This is a genomic window from Mycolicibacter senuensis (assembly GCF_003284925.1).
Taxonomy (GTDB): Bacteria; Actinomycetota; Actinomycetes; order Mycobacteriales; family Mycobacteriaceae; genus Mycobacterium; species Mycobacterium algericum_A.
On record NZ_QMEX01000030.1, the window covers coordinates 1 to 16,781 of the forward strand.

A 16,781-nucleotide genomic window follows, 5' to 3' on the forward strand; every position below is an offset into this window, starting at 1 on the left:
ACCGCAGCGCCCGACTCCGCCCGTGCGTGTGATCGCCGTGAGCTAGAGCTTGCGCAGCCGCAGCCGGTTGATGGAGTGATCGGCGTCTTTGCGCAGCACCAGGGTCGCCCGGGGCCGGGTCGGCAGGATGTTCTCGACCAGGTTGGGACGGTTGATGGAGCGCCAGATGTCGCGGGCGGCGGCCACCGCCTGTTGGTCGTTGAGGTCCGCGTAGTGGTGGAAGTGCGACTCGGGATCGGCGAACGAGGTGGAACGCATCGCCAGGAACCGGGAGACGTACCAGTGCTCGATGTCTTCGACCCGGGCATCGACATACAACGAGAAGTCGAACAGATCCGAGACCATCAGCGTGGGCCCGGTCTGCAGCACATTGAGACCCTCGAGGATCAAGATGTCGGGGTGACGGACCACTTGTTTGGCGCCCGCGACGATGTCATAGCTCAGGTGTGAATACACCGGCGCGCACGCGTAGTCGGCGCCGGATTTCACCGAGGTGACGAAGCGCATCAGCGCGCGCCGGTTATAGCTTTCCGGAAACCCTTTACGGTGCATCAGGTTCCGGCGTTCCAACTCCCGGTTGGGGTAGAGGAACCCGTCGGTGGTGACCAGGTCCACCCTCGGGTGGCGGTCCCAGCGAGCCAACAAGGCCTGTAGTACGCGCGCCGTCGTCGACTTGCCGACGGCCACGCTGCCGGCCACCCCGATGATGAACGGCACCGGGCGGTCGGGGCTCTGGTCGCTCTCGCCGAGGAACTCCGCGGTGGCGGCGAACAGCTGCTGGCGGGCGGCGACCTGCAGGTGCAGCAGACGGGCCAGTGGCAGATAGACCTCTTCGACCTCGAGCAGGTCGACCTGCTCACCGAGACCGCGCAGCGCCACGACCTCTTCTTCGGTGAGCGGCATCGGCGTCGACATACGTAGCGTCCGCCATTGACGTCGGTCGAACTCCACATAGGGACTCGGCTCGCTAAGCCGCCGCATGACCATACAGTCTTGCAGCAGGCTCGACGGTTAGCCTGATCGGGTATGGAGCCCGCTGCATTGACCCGTGAATACCTGCTGCTCGGTCTGCGCTTCGACCGGATCGAGCCGGGTTATGTCGACGCCTTCACCGGTGACCCGGCGCTGCGCCGCCTCGTCGAGAACGAGCCGATGCCCGACCCGGCGGTGCTGGCCCAGCAGGCCGAGAAGCTGCTCACCGAACTGCCGGGTGGTCTCGAGGCGGCGCGCGCCGACTACCTGCGGGCGCACCTGCGGGCGCTGGCGTGCGCGGGCCGCAAGTTCGCCGGGGAACAGGTCGGTTTCATCGACGAGGTGCGCGAGTACTTCGACCTCACCGGCATCGGTAAGGGTGACACCGACCGCTACCGGCAAGCCCACGCCCGGCTGGACGAAGCGCTGGGCGGAACCGGCCCGCTGGCCGAGCGAATGGCCGCACACCGCCGCGCCGAGGAGATTCCGCCGGAGGGGCTCGAAGCGGCGATCCATGCCTTCTCATCGGCGCTGCGTGACCGGGTACGCACCCAGTTCCCGCTGCCGGAGACCGAGGTCATCAGCTATGAGGTCGTCACCGACAAGCCGTGGTCGGGTTTCAACTACTACCACGGTGACTACCGCTCCACGGTGGCCGTGAACGCCGACCTCAAACAGCTGATGTCGAACCTGCCCAGACTGGTCGCCCATGAGTCCTACCCGGGCCATCACACCGAGCACTGCCGCAAGGAGGCCGGGCTGGTCTCGCACCTGGGCCAGGCCGAGCAGACGATTTTTCTGGTCAACACCCCGCAGTGTCTGATGGCCGAGGGCCTGGCTGACCTGGCGCTGTACGCCGCGGTCGGGTCAGGCTGGGGCGGTTGGGCCGAAGAGATCTACGCCGACCTGGGGCTGCGGTTCGATGGTGAACGGGCCGAGGCGGTGGCGGAGGCAGCCGCGGCGCTCGCCGAGGTGCGCCAGGACGCGGCGCTGATGCTGCACGACGAGCGTCGCGACGTCGACGAGGTGGTCGACTATCTGCGCCGCTGGCTGCTGGTCACCGACGATCGGGCCCGCCAGATGCTGCGGTTCTTGTCGTCACCGCTGTGGCGGGCCTACACCTCGACCTACGTGGAGGGCTACCGGCTGCTGCGCGCCTGGCTGGACGGCCGGCCCGCGGCGGCGAGCCTCACCGAGCGGTTCGGCCGGTTGCTCGACGAGCCGCTGATCCCGTCGACGCTGCGGGCCGAGCTGGCTCTATAGACTGACCGGCGTGACTGCCGCACCGCATACCCGCCCCGCGTCCACGATGTCGACCCCGCTGGCCGAACTCGATCCCGACATCGCCGAGCTGCTCGGCAAGGAGCTGGGGCGCCAGCGCGACACCTTGGAGATGATCGCGTCGGAGAACTTCGTGCCGCGTGCGGTACTGCAGGCGCACGGCAGCGTGCTGACCAACAAATACGCCGAAGGTCTGCCGGGCCGGCGCTACTACGGCGGCTGCGAACACGTCGACGTGGTGGAGAACATCGCCCGCGACCGCGCCAAGGAACTGTTCGGCGCGGAGTTCGCCAACGTCCAGCCCCACTCGGGTGCCCAGGCCAATGCCGCGGTGCTGCAGGCGCTGATGGAACCGGGGGAGCGACTGCTCGGCCTGGACCTGGCCAACGGCGGCCACCTGACCCATGGGATGCGGCTGAACTTCTCCGGCAAGCTCTACGAGAACGCCTTCTACGGCGTGGACCCGGTGACCCACCGCGTCGACATGGATGTGGTGCGCGCGCAGGCGCTGGAGTTCAAACCGAAGGTGATCATCGCCGGCTGGTCGGCTTATCCGCGGATCCTCGATTTCGAAGCCTTCCGCTCGATCGCCGATGAGGTGGACGCCACGCTGTGGGTGGACATGGCGCACTTCGCCGGGCTGGTCGCCGCCGGCCTGCACCCGTCGCCGGTGCCGCACGCCCAGGTGGTCTCGACCACCGTGCACAAGACCCTCGGCGGGCCGCGCTCCGGGCTGATCGTCGGCAAGAAGGAGTTCGCCAAGCAGATCAACTCGGCGGTCTTCCCCGGTCAGCAAGGCGGTCCGCTGATGCACGTGATCGCCGCCAAGGCCGTCGCGCTGAAGATCGCCGGCACACCCGAGTTCGCCGAGCGCCAGCAACGCGTGCTCTCGGGCGCGAAGATCCTTGCCGAGCGGTTGTTGGCCGACGACGTTGCCAAGGCCGGTGTGTCGGTGGTCAGCGGTGGCACCGATGTGCACCTGGTACTGGTCGATCTGCGGGATTCGCCGCTGGACGGGCAGATGGCCGAGGACCTGCTGCACGAGGTCGGCATCACCGTCAACCGCAACGCCGTCCCCAACGACCCGCGCCCGCCGATGGTCACCTCCGGGCTGCGGATCGGTACCCCGGCGCTGGCGGCCCGTGGCTTCGGCGATACCGAGTTCACCGAGGTGGCCGACATCATCGCCACTGCGCTGGCGGCCGGTTCGGCCGTCGACATGTCGGCGCTGCGGGCCCGGGTCGGCAAGCTGGCGCAGGACTTCCCGCTCTATGACGGTCTGGAGGACTGGAAGCTGGCCTGACCGGGCGGGTCGCCCGTGGAGGACACGCCGCCCCGAGTTGACAAGATAGTGTGAATCCGGGTTACAGTTACTTTCATGGCTGAACGTCCCGTTGCTAACGCGCTGATTCGTGAGCTGGAGCCGGTTGTCGCCGCGAACATGGTCCGCCACATCGACACCGTGGACCCCTGGTACGCGCACGACTTCGTGCCGTTCGAGCAGGGCGAGAACTTCGCCTTCCTCGGCGGCAAGGACTGGGATCCGTCGCAGGTCAGCCTGCCCACGGTGATCACCGACGCTTGCGAGATCCTGCTCATCGAGAAGGACAGCCTGGCCGGCTACCACCGCGAGTTCGTCGAGCACTTCATCCTCGAGGACAAGTGGGGGCGCTGGATCGGCCGGTGGACTGCCGAAGAGCATCTGCACGCCATCGCGCTGCGCGAATACCTGATCGTCACCCGGGAGATCGACCCGGACGCCAACGAGCGCGTCCGCATGGAGCATGTGCAGAAGGGCTACCGCGCCGACCAGTACAGCCAGGTCGAGACGCTGGTGTTCATGGCGTTCTATGAGCGCGCCTGCGCCGAGTTCTGCCGCAACCTGGCCGAACAGATCGAGGAACCGGTACTCAAGGGCCTGATCAACCGGATCGCCGGTGACGAGGAACGCCACGAGGAGTTCTTCGCCAACCTGGTAGCGCACTGCCTGGACTACGTGCACGACGAGACGGTGGCCGCCATCGCCGCCCGGGCCGGCGAGTTGAAGGTCATCGGCGCCGACATCGACGCCTACGCCGGCCGGCAGGCCGGAATCGCCGAAGCCGGGATCTTCGGGCCTGACCAGTTGCGCCGGGTGATCGCCGACCGGATCAACGCCTGGGGCCTGGCCGCGCACCCCGATTTGAAGGCGTTCGTCAGCAGCTGACGAGCTCCGGCGCGCCTGCGCGGCGCGCACGCGCCGACGGGGGTACCGTCGCAAGCGATGGCTTGCCACACGCTCTGCCGTCTAGGCGGCACCACCGGTCGTGACTACGACAGGACCGGCCCCGGTTCTGGTGCTGCGTTCCCCGTCGATCTGCTCGCGCGGGGTCGCGCGCGCCCTCACCGCTGGAGCGCTCAGTGCCTGATATCCGGACGTACGTGCTTGACACCTCTGTGCTGCTGTCGGACCCTTGGGCCTGCACCCGGTTCGCCGAACACGAGGTCGTCGTCCCGCTGGTGGTGATCAGCGAACTGGAGGCCAAACGCCACCACCATGAGCTCGGCTGGTTCGCTCGCCAGGCGCTGCGGCTGTTCGACGACATGCGACTGGAGCACGGTCGCCTTGATCAGCCCATCCCGGTTGGGACACAGGGCGGCACGTTGCACGTCGAACTCAACCACAGCGATCCTGCGGTGTTGCCCTCGGGGTTTCGCACCGAGGACAACGATTCGCGGATTCTGACCTGCGCCGCCAACCTCGCCGCCGAGGGACGGCGAGTCACGTTGGTGAGCAAGGACATTCCGTTGCGGGTCAAGGCCGCTGCGGTGGGCCTGGCCGCTGACGAGTACCACGCCCAGGACGTCATCGTCTCCGGCTGGACCGGGATGGACGAGGTCGAGGCATCCGTCGACGACATCGATGCGCTATTCGACGAGGGCGAGATCGACCTGGCCGCGGCGCGAGACTTGCCCTGCCACACCGGGGTACGGCTGCTCGGCGGCAGCTCGCACGCCTTGGGCAGGGTCAATGCCGCCAAGCGGGTGCAGTTGGTCCGGGGTGACCGGGAGGCCTTCGGCCTGCGCGGGCGCTCCGCCGAGCAGCGCGTTGCGCTGGATCTGTTGCTCGACGAATCGGTCGGCATCGTCTCGCTCGGCGGCAAGGCGGGCACCGGCAAATCCGCGCTGGCGCTGTGCGCCGGCCTAGAGGCCGTCCTGGAGCGGCGGACCCAGCGCAAGGTCGTGGTATTCCGCCCGCTCTACGCCGTCGGCGGCCAGGAACTGGGTTACCTGCCGGGCAGCGAGAACGAGAAGATGGGGCCGTGGGCCCAGGCGGTGTTCGACACTCTGGAGGGCCTGGCCAGCCCGGCGGTGCTTGAGGAGGTGGCCTCGCGCGGCATGCTCGAGGTGCTGCCGCTGACCCACATCCGGGGCCGCTCACTGCACGACTCGTTCGTGATCGTCGACGAGGCCCAGTCGCTGGAACGCAACGTGCTGCTGACGGTGCTGTCGCGGTTGGGCACCGGGTCGCGGGTGGTGCTCACCCACGACGTCGCCCAGCGCGACAACCTGCGGGTCGGCCGCCACGACGGCATCGCCGCGGTGATCGAGAAGCTGAAGGGCCACCCGCTGTTCGCCCACATCACGTTGCTGCGCAGTGAGCGTTCGCCGATCGCCGCGCTGGTCACCGAGATGCTCGAGGAGATCAACGGCCCCGAGCTGCGGTGAGCCCCCGGGTAGGCTGCCCGCGTGCCGTGTTTGCGAGTGCTTGCCGCCCTGATCGCCATGGCGGTGGTAGGAGCCTGTGCCGCCCCCGCCCACCACGCTGCTGCGAACCCCGTGGACTGCGCCGCCGTCAAGTGCGTGGCGCTGACCTTCGACGACGGGCCCTCGCCCTACACCGACCGGTTGCTGCGGGTCTTGAACGACGCCGACGCGCGCGCCACCTTTTTCCTGATCGGCAACAAGGTGGCGGCCGACCCGGCAGGCGCTGCGCGGATCGCCGAAGCCGGGATGGAGATCGGCAGCCACACCTGGGAGCACCCGAACATGACGGAGATCCCGGCCAACGATGTGCCCGCGCAGTTCGCGAAGGCCAACGACGCGATCCGGTCGGCCACCGGTTCCGTGCCGACGCTGTGGCGCCCCCCGGGCGGGCTCACCGACGACGCGGTGAATCAGCAGGCCGCCAAATTCGGCCAGGCCGCGATCCTGTGGGATGTCATCCCGTTCGACTGGATCAACGACGCCGACACCGCCGCGACCCGTTACATGCTGATGACCCAGATCAAGCCCGGGTCGGTGGTGCTGTTCCATGACACCTATTCGTCCACCGTCGATCTGGTCTACCAATTTCTGCCGGTGCTCAAAGCCAATGGCTACCACATGGTTACGGTCGGCGAGCTGCTCGGGCCGCGCGCCCCGGGCAGCGTGTACGGGGGCCGGGAGAACGGCCCGCCGGTCAACGAGCTGCATGACATTCCGCCCGCCGACATCCCCGGGCTGCCGGCGACACCGTCGCCGCCGCCGATGCCGAACTTCCCGATCACCGACATCGCCGGGGCGAACTCGGGTGGGCCGAACAACGGGGCGTGATCTCCGCCGCAGGGAGTCACGGGATGAGACTCGTCAGAATGTCATCCAGAACCGGGATCTCGGTGAGGTCCAGGGCCATGCCGATGTCGGCCATTCCGGTGGGATCAATCGCTGCGTCGATATCAGCTGACGGATTGAGGTCCAGGACCGAAGTCACGTCCGCTAGCGCCGGGCTGACTCCGGCAGCCAAAGCCGGATCCGTTCCCCCCGCGAACACCGCGTCGTCGACCTCTTGCAAGCCGGTTCCCGATTCCTCGGCTGGGGAGGGATATGGTTCGAAACCGAAAAATTGTGCGGTCTGATACCAGAGCTGGGCGAGCAGGAGAGTCGCTGGAAATATCAGCAGCCCGAAGCCCATCATTACCGGGCCGATAATCGGAAGTTGCTCAAGAGCTTCCACGAGCAGCAGCCACGCGGCCGAGCCGGCATCCGGATTGCTCAGTTCATACCAGAACAGTTGCCAGAAATCGGGGTCGAGGAGCATCAGGGAGTCGCCCTCCGCCGCGCCGGCAGATGTCTCGCCAAGACCGGCCAGGTCGCTGACCGCCTCGGCGGCGGCGAGTTCAACCGTGGGCTGGATCATGCGGGGCGCCGCCGTGGGGGTGACGCAAATCAGGCCGGCGCTGAGCAGGCCGGCGCTCAGCAGGGCAACACCGGTCGTGGCAGGCGGGCGATGTGTCGGGTCCATCGGCAAATCGTCGCCCGTGTGAGCCGTGAAGGATCCAGTGGTGCACTACTGCAGTTCCGGACCGGGACTACTTACGCCATGATCTCGGCGACCTCGTCCCGCCCTGAGCCTTGACACGTTGACACAGAAAGCTATTCTTTGTGTCATCGGAGTCGAGGAGGCCCCACATGACGGCAGTGGCCGGCAAAGTCACCAGCATCGACCGCGCCAGCCGCGTACGCCCCAAAGTGATGGCCCAATTCCGCAGGCATTCCGGCAGCGTGCTCACCGGACTGTTCGGCGCCGCGGCCTTCGACGAGGTGGCGCTGGTGCCGGTGGCCGCCGCGGTGGACAAGACAGGGCGCTTCGAGCGCAACTTCACCGACCGCGCCATCCGCAGCGGATTCTCTGCGCTGCTTGCCATCTGGGGCGACGCCGAGGACCGTGCCGCCGAGGGAGAACGCCTCAAGCGGATGCATCGCGACGTGCATGGCCACGGCAAAGGCGACTTCGCCGACGTGCGCTACAGCGCGCTGAGCCCGCGGCTGTGGAACTGGATCGCCGTCAGCGGCATGTTCGTGACCCTCAATTCGTTCACCCCCGTCACCGGGATCGAGTGGACCGACGCCGAGCGGGAGGCGGCCTACCTGCAATTGCTGGAAGCGTTCCGGGCCATCGAGCTGCCCGGCAAGGCCGCCAAGTTCCCGGCCAGCTACGCCGAGGCCGCCGCCTACTACGAGGAGATGGTGCGGACCGACCTGCAGGCCAACCCGTTTTTGGATCGGGTCACCGCAGGTCTGGGCCGGTTGCCGTTGCCGTCGGCGCTGCCGGCCCCGGTTCGGGCCGCCGCCGGTCCGCTGTGGTCGGTGGTCAGCGCCGGAGCCGGCCGCGTGGTGAAGATCTGCTCGTTCGGGATCATGCATCCCGGTGTCCGCGAGCTGACCGGCTTCGGGTGGCAGCCACGCCACAACGCGGAGTTCGCCGTCTATACGCACTTGGCGCAGCTGGCCTGGCGGATCCTGCCCGATCGACTCGTGCTGGTACCGCTGGCCTACAACCGGCTGCAGTACGAGAAGCTGGTGAAGCTGCACCGGTCGGTCGCGCTGGACTCTTTCGCGCCATCCGGCTGCCCGATGGGATGACACACTGGTAGCGATGTCATCGCGACGAAGTACCGCGAGCCCGGCAGAGCAGGAGGCCGCCATTCTCAAGGCGGCCGCCGAGGAGGTCGGCCTGGTCGGGGTGGGGCGGGCCAGCCTCGACGTCATCGCCCGCCAGGCCGGGGTCAGCCGCAGCACCTTGTACCGGCGTTTTCCGACCCGGGACGCGCTGATCACCGAGCTGGGCCGCCGGGCTTTCGACCATGCGATGACTCAGCTGCGCACGGTCGCGGTGGATTCCGGGCCGCGCGACGCCGCAGTAGCGGCGTTCTGCGCCGGGTTGCGCCTGCTCACCACCGATCCGGTGGTGCGAAAGCTGCTCCGGCTCGACGGCGGCGTACCGATGATCGCCGGGATGTACCGGGAGGCGGAGACATTCCTGTCGGGGGCGTCGAACGCGATGGCCAAGGCGTTGCGCGCCGCCGGGGCCACCATGCCTGACGCCGACCTGGTGGCTGCCGCCGAATTGCATGTGCGGCTGGCTGCGTCGATCGCCCAGGTGCGAACCTCGGTGCTCGATCCGCGGGATGGCAAGGCGGTCAGCGCTTACGCGACGAAGTTTCTGGCACCGCTGGTCTGGTAGGGGCGCAGCCGAGCGCAACCACCATCCCGGCCGCGGCGAGCGACATCGCCCCGATCACCCACAGCGCCACCTTGGGGTCGCCGGTCAGATCCGTCAGCCAGCCCGTGACATACGGGCCGCCGAAGCCGCTCAGATTGCCCAGTGAATTGATCAAGGCGATGCCACCGGCCGCCGCGGTCCCGGTCAGAAACGTCGACGGCAGCGCCCAGAAGACCGGCATCGCGCACATGATCGAGCACGTCGACACCGTTATCGCGGCCATCGCCAGATACGGGTTGGCCAGGTAGAGCGCTGCGGGGATGCTGACGCCGCCGATGATCGCCGGAATCGCCACATGCCAGACGCGTTCGCCCGTCCGGTCGGCGTGCCGGGCCCACGGCACCATCACGACCGCTGCGACCGCCCAGGGAATCGCAATCACGACACCGCGCCCGATCAGGCTCAGTCGGCTGCCGTACTGCTGCTCGAACCCGGCGACAATGCTCGGCAGAAAAAACCCGACGGCATACAGCCCGTAGACGATCCCGAAGTAGACGAATGCCAGCGCCAGCATCCGGGGATGACTGAGTGCCTTCTTGAGCCCCCAGTGCTGACCGGCCTCGGCCGCTGCGCGTTCGTTCGCCAATGTCGTTTCCAGCCACCGCTTCTCGTCGGCGTCGAGCCAGCCGGCCTGAGCAGGCCGGTCGGTCAGATAGAACCAGCACACGAATGCAAGAGCGATCGCCGGCAGGCCTTCGGCCAAGAACATGAAACGCCACCCGGCGAGACCGAAAACCCCGTGCCCCCAGTCGATGACGAGCGAGGACAACGTCGAGCCAATCGCCGTCGAGACCGGCACCGCCACCATGAAGAGCGAGATGGCCCGCGACCGCTGCTTCTGTGGGAACCAGAACGTGAGATACAGGATGATCCCCGGGAAGAAGCCGGCCTCGGCCACCCCGAGCAGGAACCGCAGTACCACGAGCGTTGTCGCGTTGGGGACGAAAGCGATTGCGGTGCTCACGATTCCCCACGTCAGCATGATGCGGGCCAGCCAGCGCCGACCGCCGAACCGGTGCAGCGCGATGTTGCTGGGTACCTCCAGCAACAGGTAGCCCAGGAAGAAGATCCCCGATGCGAACCCGAACATCGTCGCGGTCATGCCGAGGTCGTCGTTCATGCCGTTGGGACCGGCGAAGCCGATGTTGACGCGGTCGAGGTAATTGATGAAGTAGAGCAGCGCCAGAAAAGGGATGAGGCGACGAGTCACCTTCGCCATCGCCGCCCGGCCCACCACGGGCCCAGCGGACCCGACCGGTTCGCCGGCCATGAGGTTGCTTAGGCGTCCTTCACCTTGGCCATCGCCAGCACATCGAGACGCTTGTCGAGCTCGGCCTCCGAGAGGCTTTCGCCGATCAGCCCGCGATCGATCACGGTCTGACGGATCGTCTTGCGCTCCTTGAGGGCCTGCTTGGCCACCGCGGCGGCCTCCTCGTAGCCGATCGCGGAGTTCAGCGGCGTCACGATCGACGGGCTCGACTCGGCCAGCTCGCGCAGGTGCTCCTCATTGGCGACCAGCCCGACGATGCAGCGCTCGGCGAACAGCCGCGAGACGTTGGTCAGCAGCGTGAAGGACTCCAGCATGTTGCGGGCCATCATCGGGATGTAGACGTTGAGCTCGAAGGCGCCGTTGCCGCCGCCCCAGGCGATCGCCGCGTCGTTGCCGATCACTTGCGCCGCCACCTGGGTGACCGCCTCGGGCAGTACCGGATTCACCTTGCCCGGCATGATCGAGCTGCCTGGCTGCAGGTCGGGCAGCTGGATCTCGGCCAGGCCGGTCAGCGGGCCCGAGCCCATCCAGCGGATGTCGTTGGCGATCTTGGTCAGCGACACCGCGATGGTGCGCAGCGCCCCAGACGCCTCGACCAGGCCGTCGCGGGCGGCCTGCGCCTCGAACGAGTTCGCCGCGGTGCGCAGCTCGGTGATCCCGGTCTCGGCGACCAGCACCTCGACGACCTTGGGGCCGAAGCCGTCGGGGGCGTTGAGGCCGGTGCCGACGGCGGTGCCGCCGATCGCCAGCTCACCAAGGCGGGGCAGCGTCGACTGCACCCGCTCGATTCCGGCGGCGATCTGGCGGGCGTAGCCGGAGAACTCCTGGCCCAGCGTCACCGGAACGGCGTCCATCAGGTGGGTGCGGCCCGACTTGACCACGGTGCGCCACTGCGTGGCCTTGGCGGCCAGCGCGTCGTGCAGCTCCTGCAGTGCCGGGATCAGGTGGCGCACCGCGGCCTCGGTGGCCGCGATGTGGGTGGCGGTCGGGAAGGTGTCATTGGACGACTGCGACATGTTCACGTCGTCGTTGGGGTGCACCGTCACCCCGTTGGCGGCCGCGATCGACGCGATCACCTCGTTGGTGTTCATGTTGGAGCTGGTGCCCGAGCCGGTCTGGAACACGTCGATGGGGAACTGGTCGTCGTGTTTGCCGTCGGCGATCTCGGCGGCGGCGGCCTTGATCGCGTCGGCCTTCTCCCGGGCCAGCAGGCCCAGGTCGGCGTTCACCTGCGCGCACGCGCCCTTGAGCAGACCCAGCGCCCGGATCTGGGTGCGCTCCAGCCCGCGCCCGGAGATCGGGAAGTTCTCCACCGCGCGCTGGGTCTGCGCGCGCCACAGCGCATTCACCGGCACCCGGACCTCGCCCATGGTGTCGTGTTCGATGCGGTATTCGGTGTCGCTCATAGGTTCTTCAGTCCTCGGTTGACGGTCAGGGCAGGGGGTAGGCGGCGTGGGCGTCGCCGGTGAAATCGACCGCCGAATACTCGTTGAGCTTCGACAGCCGGTGGTAGGCCTCGATCATCCGGACGGTGCCGGACTTCGAGCGCATCACGATCGACTGGGTGGTGCAGCCGCCGGGGTAGTACCGCACTCCCTTGAGCAGGTCGCCGTCGGTCACGCCGGTGGCGCAGAAGAACACGTTCTCGCCCGAGACCAGGTGTTCGGTGGTCAGCACCTCGTCGAGGTCGTAGCCCGCGTCGAGGGCCTTCTGGCGTTCGGCGTCGTCGGTGGGCGCCAGCTGGGCCTGAATCTCCCCGCCCATGCAGCGGATCGCCGCGGCGGCGATGATGCCCTCCGGGGTGCCGCCGATCCCGGCCAGCATGTCAGTGCCCGACTCGGGCCGGCACGCCGCGATCGCCCCGGCCACGTCGCCGTCGGTGATCAGCCGGATCCGCGCCCCGGCGGCCCGCACATCATGGATGAGCTGCGCGTGTCGCGGCCGGTCCAGGATGCACACCGTCATATCGCGCGGGGACAAGCCCTTGACCTTGGCGACGGCCTTGATGTTGTCGGCGATCGGTTTGGTGATGTCCAAGACGTCGGCGGCTTCGGGGCCCACCGCGATCTTGTTCATGTAGAACACCGCCGACGGGTCGAACATCGCGCCGCGCTCGGCGACCGCCAGCACCGAGATGGCGTTGGGCATGCCCTTGCTCATCAGGGTCGTGCCGTCGATCGGGTCGACGGCGAAGTCGCAGTCGGGTCCGTCGCCGTTGCCGACCTCTTCGCCGTTGTAGAGCATCGGCGCGTGGTCCTTCTCGCCCTCGCCGATGACCACCACACCGCGCATCGACACCGAGTTCACCAGTTCGCGCATCGCGTCGACCGCCGCGCCGTCGCCACCCTCCTTGTCGCCGCGGCCCACCCATCGGCCGGCGGCCATGGCGCCGGCCTCGGTCACCCGCACCAGCTCCAAGGCCAGGTTGCGGTCCGGAGCTTCCCGTCGAGATGGTCCCGTCATGCCAGTCACGGCTGTTGATTCTCCCAGAGCCGGATCAACACCACTGAGCTGGGATACTGGCAACGTGACCGCTGAGCCCCCGCAGCCGACCGTTCCGGCACCCCGCCCTGGCCCAAGGCCCGCCAAGCCCCGTCTGCTGCAGGACGGCCGCGACATGTTCTGGTCGATCGCCCCGCTGGTCCTGGCCTGCGTACTGCTGGCCGGTCTGGCCGGGACCTGCTCGTTTCGCCCCGGTGGCATGGCGGCCGGGCCGGTGCCGACCTACGACGCCGTCGCCGCGCTCAACGCCGATGCTCAGATACTCGGGTTCCCGGTCCGGCTGCCGGCGCTGCCCGAAGACTGGCAACCCAACTCCGGCAGCCGCGGCAGCATCACCGACGGGCGCACCGATCCGTCGGGTCAGCGGCTGCGGGCGGTCACCTCGAGGGTCGGTTACGTCGGCCCGACCGGGATGTACATCAGCCTGACCCAGAGCAACGCTGACGAGGCCGCGTTGGTCGAATCGATCCATCCCGGCCTGCATCCCACCGGCACCGAGGATGTCAACGGCACCCGTTGGGTGGTGTATCAGGGCGACAGCGACCCGGTGTGGACCACCCGGCTGACCGGGAAGACCGGTGCGGCCCAGCTCGCGATCACCGGCGCGGGGGGCGCCGAGCAGTTCCGCGCCCTGGCGTCCGCCACCCAGTCGCAACCCCCGTTGCCCGACCGCCGAAAGGATCGTCCGTGACCGCACCCGAGGCTGACCTGACCGGCTGGACCCCGACGCCGTTCACCGGCGGCGGATTCACCCACGACGTGTACCGCAAGGGGCAGGGGCCGGGCGTGGTGCTGATCCCCGAGATCCCCGGCATCCACCCGGCGGTGCTCGGGCTGGGCAACCACCTGGTGGACAACGGGTTCACCGTGGCGATCCCCTCGCTGTTCGGCACGCCGGGCAAAGCGATCACCCCCGGCTATGCGGCGTCCACGCTGGCTCGGGTCTGCGTGGCCCGGGAGTTCACCGCGTTTGCGACCAACGCGCAGCGCCCGGTGACCGCGTTCCTGCGGGCGCTGGCCCGCGACCTCAACGAGCAGACCCCCGGCAAGGGGGTCGGGGTGATCGGGCAGTGCTTCACCGGTGGCTTCGCGTTGGCCGCCGCCGTCGACGACGCCGTGTTGGCGCCGGTACTCAGCCAACCGTCGGTGCCGTTGCCGCTGACGCCCAAGCAGCGCCGTGACGCCGGACTGTCCGACGTCGAACTCGGGGTGGTGGCCGACCGCGCCGCCAACGAGGGGCTATGTGCGATCGGACTGCGGTTCAGCGAGGATTGGATGGTGCCGCGGGAACGCTTCGGCACCCTCAAGGCCCGCCTCGGCGACGCATTCGAAGTCATCGAGATCGATTCGTCGCCCGGCAACCCGCACGGTATCTCCCGGTTGGCGCACTCGGTGCTCACCGATCAGGTCCGTGAGGTCGACGGGCACCCGACCTACGAGGCCCGCAAGCGGGTCGTCGAGTTCCTCACCGAGCGGCTGGCTCCGTAACCGCCTTGCGCCGCGGCCGCCAGCGTCGGCGGCTTTTCGGTTCCTCGTCGCCGGTCTGTAACTCCACACCGTGGTACACCGCCAGATAGACATTGATGGTGGTGACGATGATGATCATCACCACCGGGCCGATCACGATGCCCCAGAAGCCGAACATGCCGATCCCGGCGAAGACGGCCAGCAGCATCAGCGCCGAATTGAGCCGGGCATCGCGCGGCACCAGGATCGGGCGCAACACATTGTCGATGTTGGTCACCACGATCAGGTGGAACGCCACCACGAACACCCCGCCGACGACGTTGCCGAACAGCGCCATGCCGACACCGAAGGGCATGGTCACGATGCCCCCGCCGAGCGGGATGACCGACAGCGCGGTCAGCAGGATCGCGAAGATGAAGAACGCCTGGTGGAATCCGGCGATGTAGATCGAGGCCGCTCCGGCCACCCCCTGGCAGAACGCGATCACGAACTGCCCGCCGACGGTGCCTCGCACCATCGACCCCATCTTGGCCAGGTACAGATCGGTGACCTCGGCGCCGAGCGGGTTGAGTTGGCGGATCAGGGTCTGCAGTTCCTCCCGATGGGTCAGCAACGCCAAGAAGACGTACAAGAAGATGATCGCCGCGGTGATTGCGCCGACGACGCCCCCGACGGCGCCCTGCAGGAGCTGCAGCAGCAGCTCCCCGCCGCGCTGCGCCACGTTCACCATCGCCTCACGCAACGTGTCCATCGTCAGCTCGACGTGCACGAACGGAATCCGGTCCAGCAGGCCGTTGACGAACTTCAGCGCCTTGTCGCCGAGCGCGTTGGGGTCGGTGGCCTGCACCCAGTCGGCGACATCGTTGGCGGTGCGGGTGATCTGCACGACGGCCAGAAAGATCGTCAGTCCGACCGGCACGATGACGGCGATCAACGCCGCCAGCAGCGTGCCGGTGGCCGCCAGCCCGACCGGCACTCGCCGGCACAGCGCACGGAACAGCGGAGTGAACAGGTAAGCGCCCACCGCGGCCACCACGATCAGCACGAAGAAGGTGCGCAGGAAATACGCGCCGAACGCCAGCGCGATGACGGTGAAGACCGCCAGCGCACGTCGCTGGGTGGGGCTGAAGTCGGAGTTCACGGGCGCGGGTCGCCCCATTTCGCCGCGATGGCACCCCACGGGTCGGCGAACTTCTTGCCGGAGCGGTAGTAGGGGGCACGCCACCCCAGCACCACCTTGGCCAGTGGCGCAACCACCCGCAGCAGATGCCGTTTGAGGCCCGCCTGTGCTGCCGTCTCTGCCAGCATCTGTGGCCACGAGTGGTGTTGGAAGCCAAGCGCATCCTGGGCGCGAGTGGTATCCATCCAGTCGGTGTTGAACCAGTCGTCGTCGCGCTCGGGGTTGCCCGGCAGGCCGGCGGGCAGCCCGTCGACCAGGCCCATCGCTGCGGCCATCGCCGGTGCGACGTCGCGCTGGAGCCGGCGGTGACTGTCATCTCCGCCGATCAGCAGGGTCTCGCCGACCACGGGCGCGGTGGTGGCCGCCGCGAACGCCGCAGCGACGTCACGGACGTCGACGGTTTGCAGCCTGCCGTCGGCGGGCAGCAACTGCTCGAAGTAGAGGTTGTCGAGCTTGGCGTAGGGGCCGGGGTCGACGGTGAGCACGCCGCCGAGCCGCAGGATCACCCAGTCCAGCTGCGACTCGCGTACCAACCGTTCGGCCTGCAGCTTGTGATCGCCGTAGATGTCGGCGGGGTTGGTCGGGGTGTCGGCGGTCAGCACCCCGGAGACGGTGTGCGGGTTGCGGGAGCCGTAGACGGCGATGCTGGAGGCCTGCACGAACCGGGGCGGTTTAGCGACGCTGGAACCGTCGTAAGAACCCCGCGGCTCGGGCTGGCCCGCGGCGGCCAGCAGGTTGTCGGTGCCTTCGACGTTGACCTTGCGAGCCAACTCGCGGTGCTGGTAGATCAGCGGCGGGATCATCGCGGCCAGGTGAATGATCGCGGTGGGGTTGACCGTGCCGACGAGGTCGTCGACGGCCGCCGGATCGGTCAGGTCGGCGTAGCGCACCTCTACTGACATCGGTAGCTTGGCCGCCGCTTCCCGGTTAGCAGGCGTGTCCAGATCAGTTGCCACGACGTCTCGGCCGTCGGCAGCCAACTGCCGCACCACCGCCGAACCGACCAGACCGAATGCGCCGGTCACCAGCACCGTATTCAAGGGCACCTCCTCAACCCCCGCGATCTTTCCGTGAAAAACCGGCCG

16 protein-coding genes are annotated in these 16,781 nt (G+C 68.1%); 9 read left to right on the forward strand and 7 right to left on the reverse strand.

All coding sequences use genetic code 11. The annotated features are described in order from the left end of the window. Positions 1 to 42: 42 nt before the first annotated feature. Entirely contained in the window at positions 43 to 981 is a 939-nt protein-coding gene (gene coaA, locus DQP56_RS09965; RefSeq protein WP_112684998.1) for a type I pantothenate kinase, read from the reverse strand. A gap of 45 nt (positions 982 to 1,026) precedes the next feature. Here coaA and DQP56_RS09970 point away from each other — a divergent pair, with 45 nt between their 5' ends. The 5 genes from DQP56_RS09970 (at position 1,027) to DQP56_RS09990 (ending at position 6,828) form a co-directional block, all read left to right on the forward strand. After that, complete coding sequence (locus tag DQP56_RS09970) at positions 1,027 to 2,235, forward strand: DUF885 domain-containing protein (RefSeq protein ID WP_112684956.1); 1,209 nt, start codon at positions 1,027 to 1,029, stop codon at positions 2,233 to 2,235. Between the two features lie 46 nt (positions 2,236 to 2,281). Then, positions 2,282 to 3,556 (forward strand): serine hydroxymethyltransferase, encoded by a 1,275-nt coding sequence (glyA, locus tag DQP56_RS09975; protein ID WP_112684958.1) that lies wholly within the window; start codon positions 2,282 to 2,284, stop codon positions 3,554 to 3,556. 75 nt (positions 3,557 to 3,631) lie between these two features. Next, complete coding sequence (locus tag DQP56_RS09980; RefSeq protein WP_112684960.1) at positions 3,632 to 4,459, forward strand: acyl-ACP desaturase; 828 nt, start codon at positions 3,632 to 3,634, stop codon at positions 4,457 to 4,459. Positions 4,460 to 4,653: 194 nt separating this feature from the next. Beyond that, positions 4,654 to 5,961, forward strand: coding sequence for an RNA 5'-3' helicase PhoH2 (gene phoH2 / locus DQP56_RS09985; RefSeq protein WP_112684962.1), 1,308 nt, complete (start codon positions 4,654 to 4,656; stop codon positions 5,959 to 5,961). Between the two features lie 57 nt (positions 5,962 to 6,018). Beyond that, positions 6,019 to 6,828 (forward strand): polysaccharide deacetylase family protein, encoded by an 810-nt coding sequence (locus DQP56_RS09990; protein ID WP_234825595.1) that lies wholly within the window; start codon positions 6,019 to 6,021, stop codon positions 6,826 to 6,828. Between the two features lie 16 nt (positions 6,829 to 6,844). On the opposite strand, the gene DQP56_RS09995 is transcribed toward DQP56_RS09990, so the two are convergent. Then, on the reverse strand, positions 6,845 to 7,516 hold the full coding sequence (locus DQP56_RS09995; protein ID WP_112684966.1) for a hypothetical protein: 672 nt from the start codon (positions 7,514 to 7,516) through the stop codon (positions 6,845 to 6,847). A 167-nt stretch (positions 7,517 to 7,683) separates the two neighbouring features. Here DQP56_RS09995 and DQP56_RS10000 point away from each other — a divergent pair, with 167 nt between their 5' ends. Together DQP56_RS10000 and DQP56_RS10005 are read left to right on the forward strand one after the other, a co-directional pair. Next, positions 7,684 to 8,637, forward strand: coding sequence for an oxygenase MpaB family protein (locus DQP56_RS10000; RefSeq protein ID WP_112684968.1), 954 nt, complete (start codon positions 7,684 to 7,686; stop codon positions 8,635 to 8,637). 13 nt (positions 8,638 to 8,650) lie between these two features. Continuing rightward, positions 8,651 to 9,238 (forward strand): TetR/AcrR family transcriptional regulator, encoded by a 588-nt coding sequence (locus DQP56_RS10005; RefSeq protein ID WP_112684970.1) that lies wholly within the window; start codon positions 8,651 to 8,653, stop codon positions 9,236 to 9,238. On the opposite strand, the gene DQP56_RS10010 is transcribed toward DQP56_RS10005, so the two are convergent. From DQP56_RS10010 to glpX, 3 genes are read right to left on the reverse strand one after another with little or no spacing between them, the layout of a single operon-like run. Beyond that, positions 9,195 to 10,547, reverse strand: coding sequence for an MFS transporter (locus tag DQP56_RS10010; RefSeq protein WP_234825591.1), 1,353 nt, complete (start codon positions 10,545 to 10,547; stop codon positions 9,195 to 9,197). The genes DQP56_RS10005 and DQP56_RS10010 overlap by 44 nt on opposite strands. 8 nt (positions 10,548 to 10,555) lie before the next feature. Next, positions 10,556 to 11,953, reverse strand: a complete 1,398-nt coding sequence (locus DQP56_RS10015; protein WP_112684972.1) for a class II fumarate hydratase — start codon at positions 11,951 to 11,953, stop codon at positions 10,556 to 10,558. A gap of 25 nt (positions 11,954 to 11,978) precedes the next feature. Then, a complete protein-coding gene (glpX, locus tag DQP56_RS10020) occupies positions 11,979 to 13,010 on the reverse strand; it encodes a class II fructose-bisphosphatase (protein ID WP_205868838.1) in 1,032 nt (343 codons plus the stop codon). 64 nt (positions 13,011 to 13,074) lie between these two features. Here glpX and DQP56_RS10025 point away from each other — a divergent pair, with 64 nt between their 5' ends. Together DQP56_RS10025 and DQP56_RS10030 are read left to right on the forward strand one after the other, a co-directional pair. Continuing rightward, on the forward strand, positions 13,075 to 13,740 hold the full coding sequence (locus DQP56_RS10025; protein ID WP_234825592.1) for a DUF4245 domain-containing protein: 666 nt from the start codon (positions 13,075 to 13,077) through the stop codon (positions 13,738 to 13,740). Continuing rightward, positions 13,737 to 14,537 carry a dienelactone hydrolase family protein gene (locus DQP56_RS10030; protein WP_112684978.1) on the forward strand — a complete coding sequence of 267 codons (801 nt, stop codon included), beginning with the start codon at positions 13,737 to 13,739 and terminating at the stop codon, positions 14,535 to 14,537. Before DQP56_RS10025 ends, DQP56_RS10030 begins: the two co-directional genes overlap by 4 nt. On the opposite strand, the gene DQP56_RS10035 is transcribed toward DQP56_RS10030, so the two are convergent. Together DQP56_RS10035 and DQP56_RS10040 are read right to left on the reverse strand one after the other, a co-directional pair. Next, complete coding sequence (locus tag DQP56_RS10035; protein ID WP_112685002.1) at positions 14,515 to 15,657, reverse strand: AI-2E family transporter; 1,143 nt, start codon at positions 15,655 to 15,657, stop codon at positions 14,515 to 14,517. The genes DQP56_RS10030 and DQP56_RS10035 overlap by 23 nt on opposite strands. Continuing rightward, complete coding sequence (locus DQP56_RS10040) at positions 15,654 to 16,736, reverse strand: NAD-dependent epimerase/dehydratase family protein (protein WP_234825593.1); 1,083 nt, start codon at positions 16,734 to 16,736, stop codon at positions 15,654 to 15,656. The genes DQP56_RS10035 and DQP56_RS10040 overlap by 4 nt, the downstream gene beginning before the upstream one ends. Between the last annotated feature and the right edge of the window lie 45 nt (positions 16,737 to 16,781).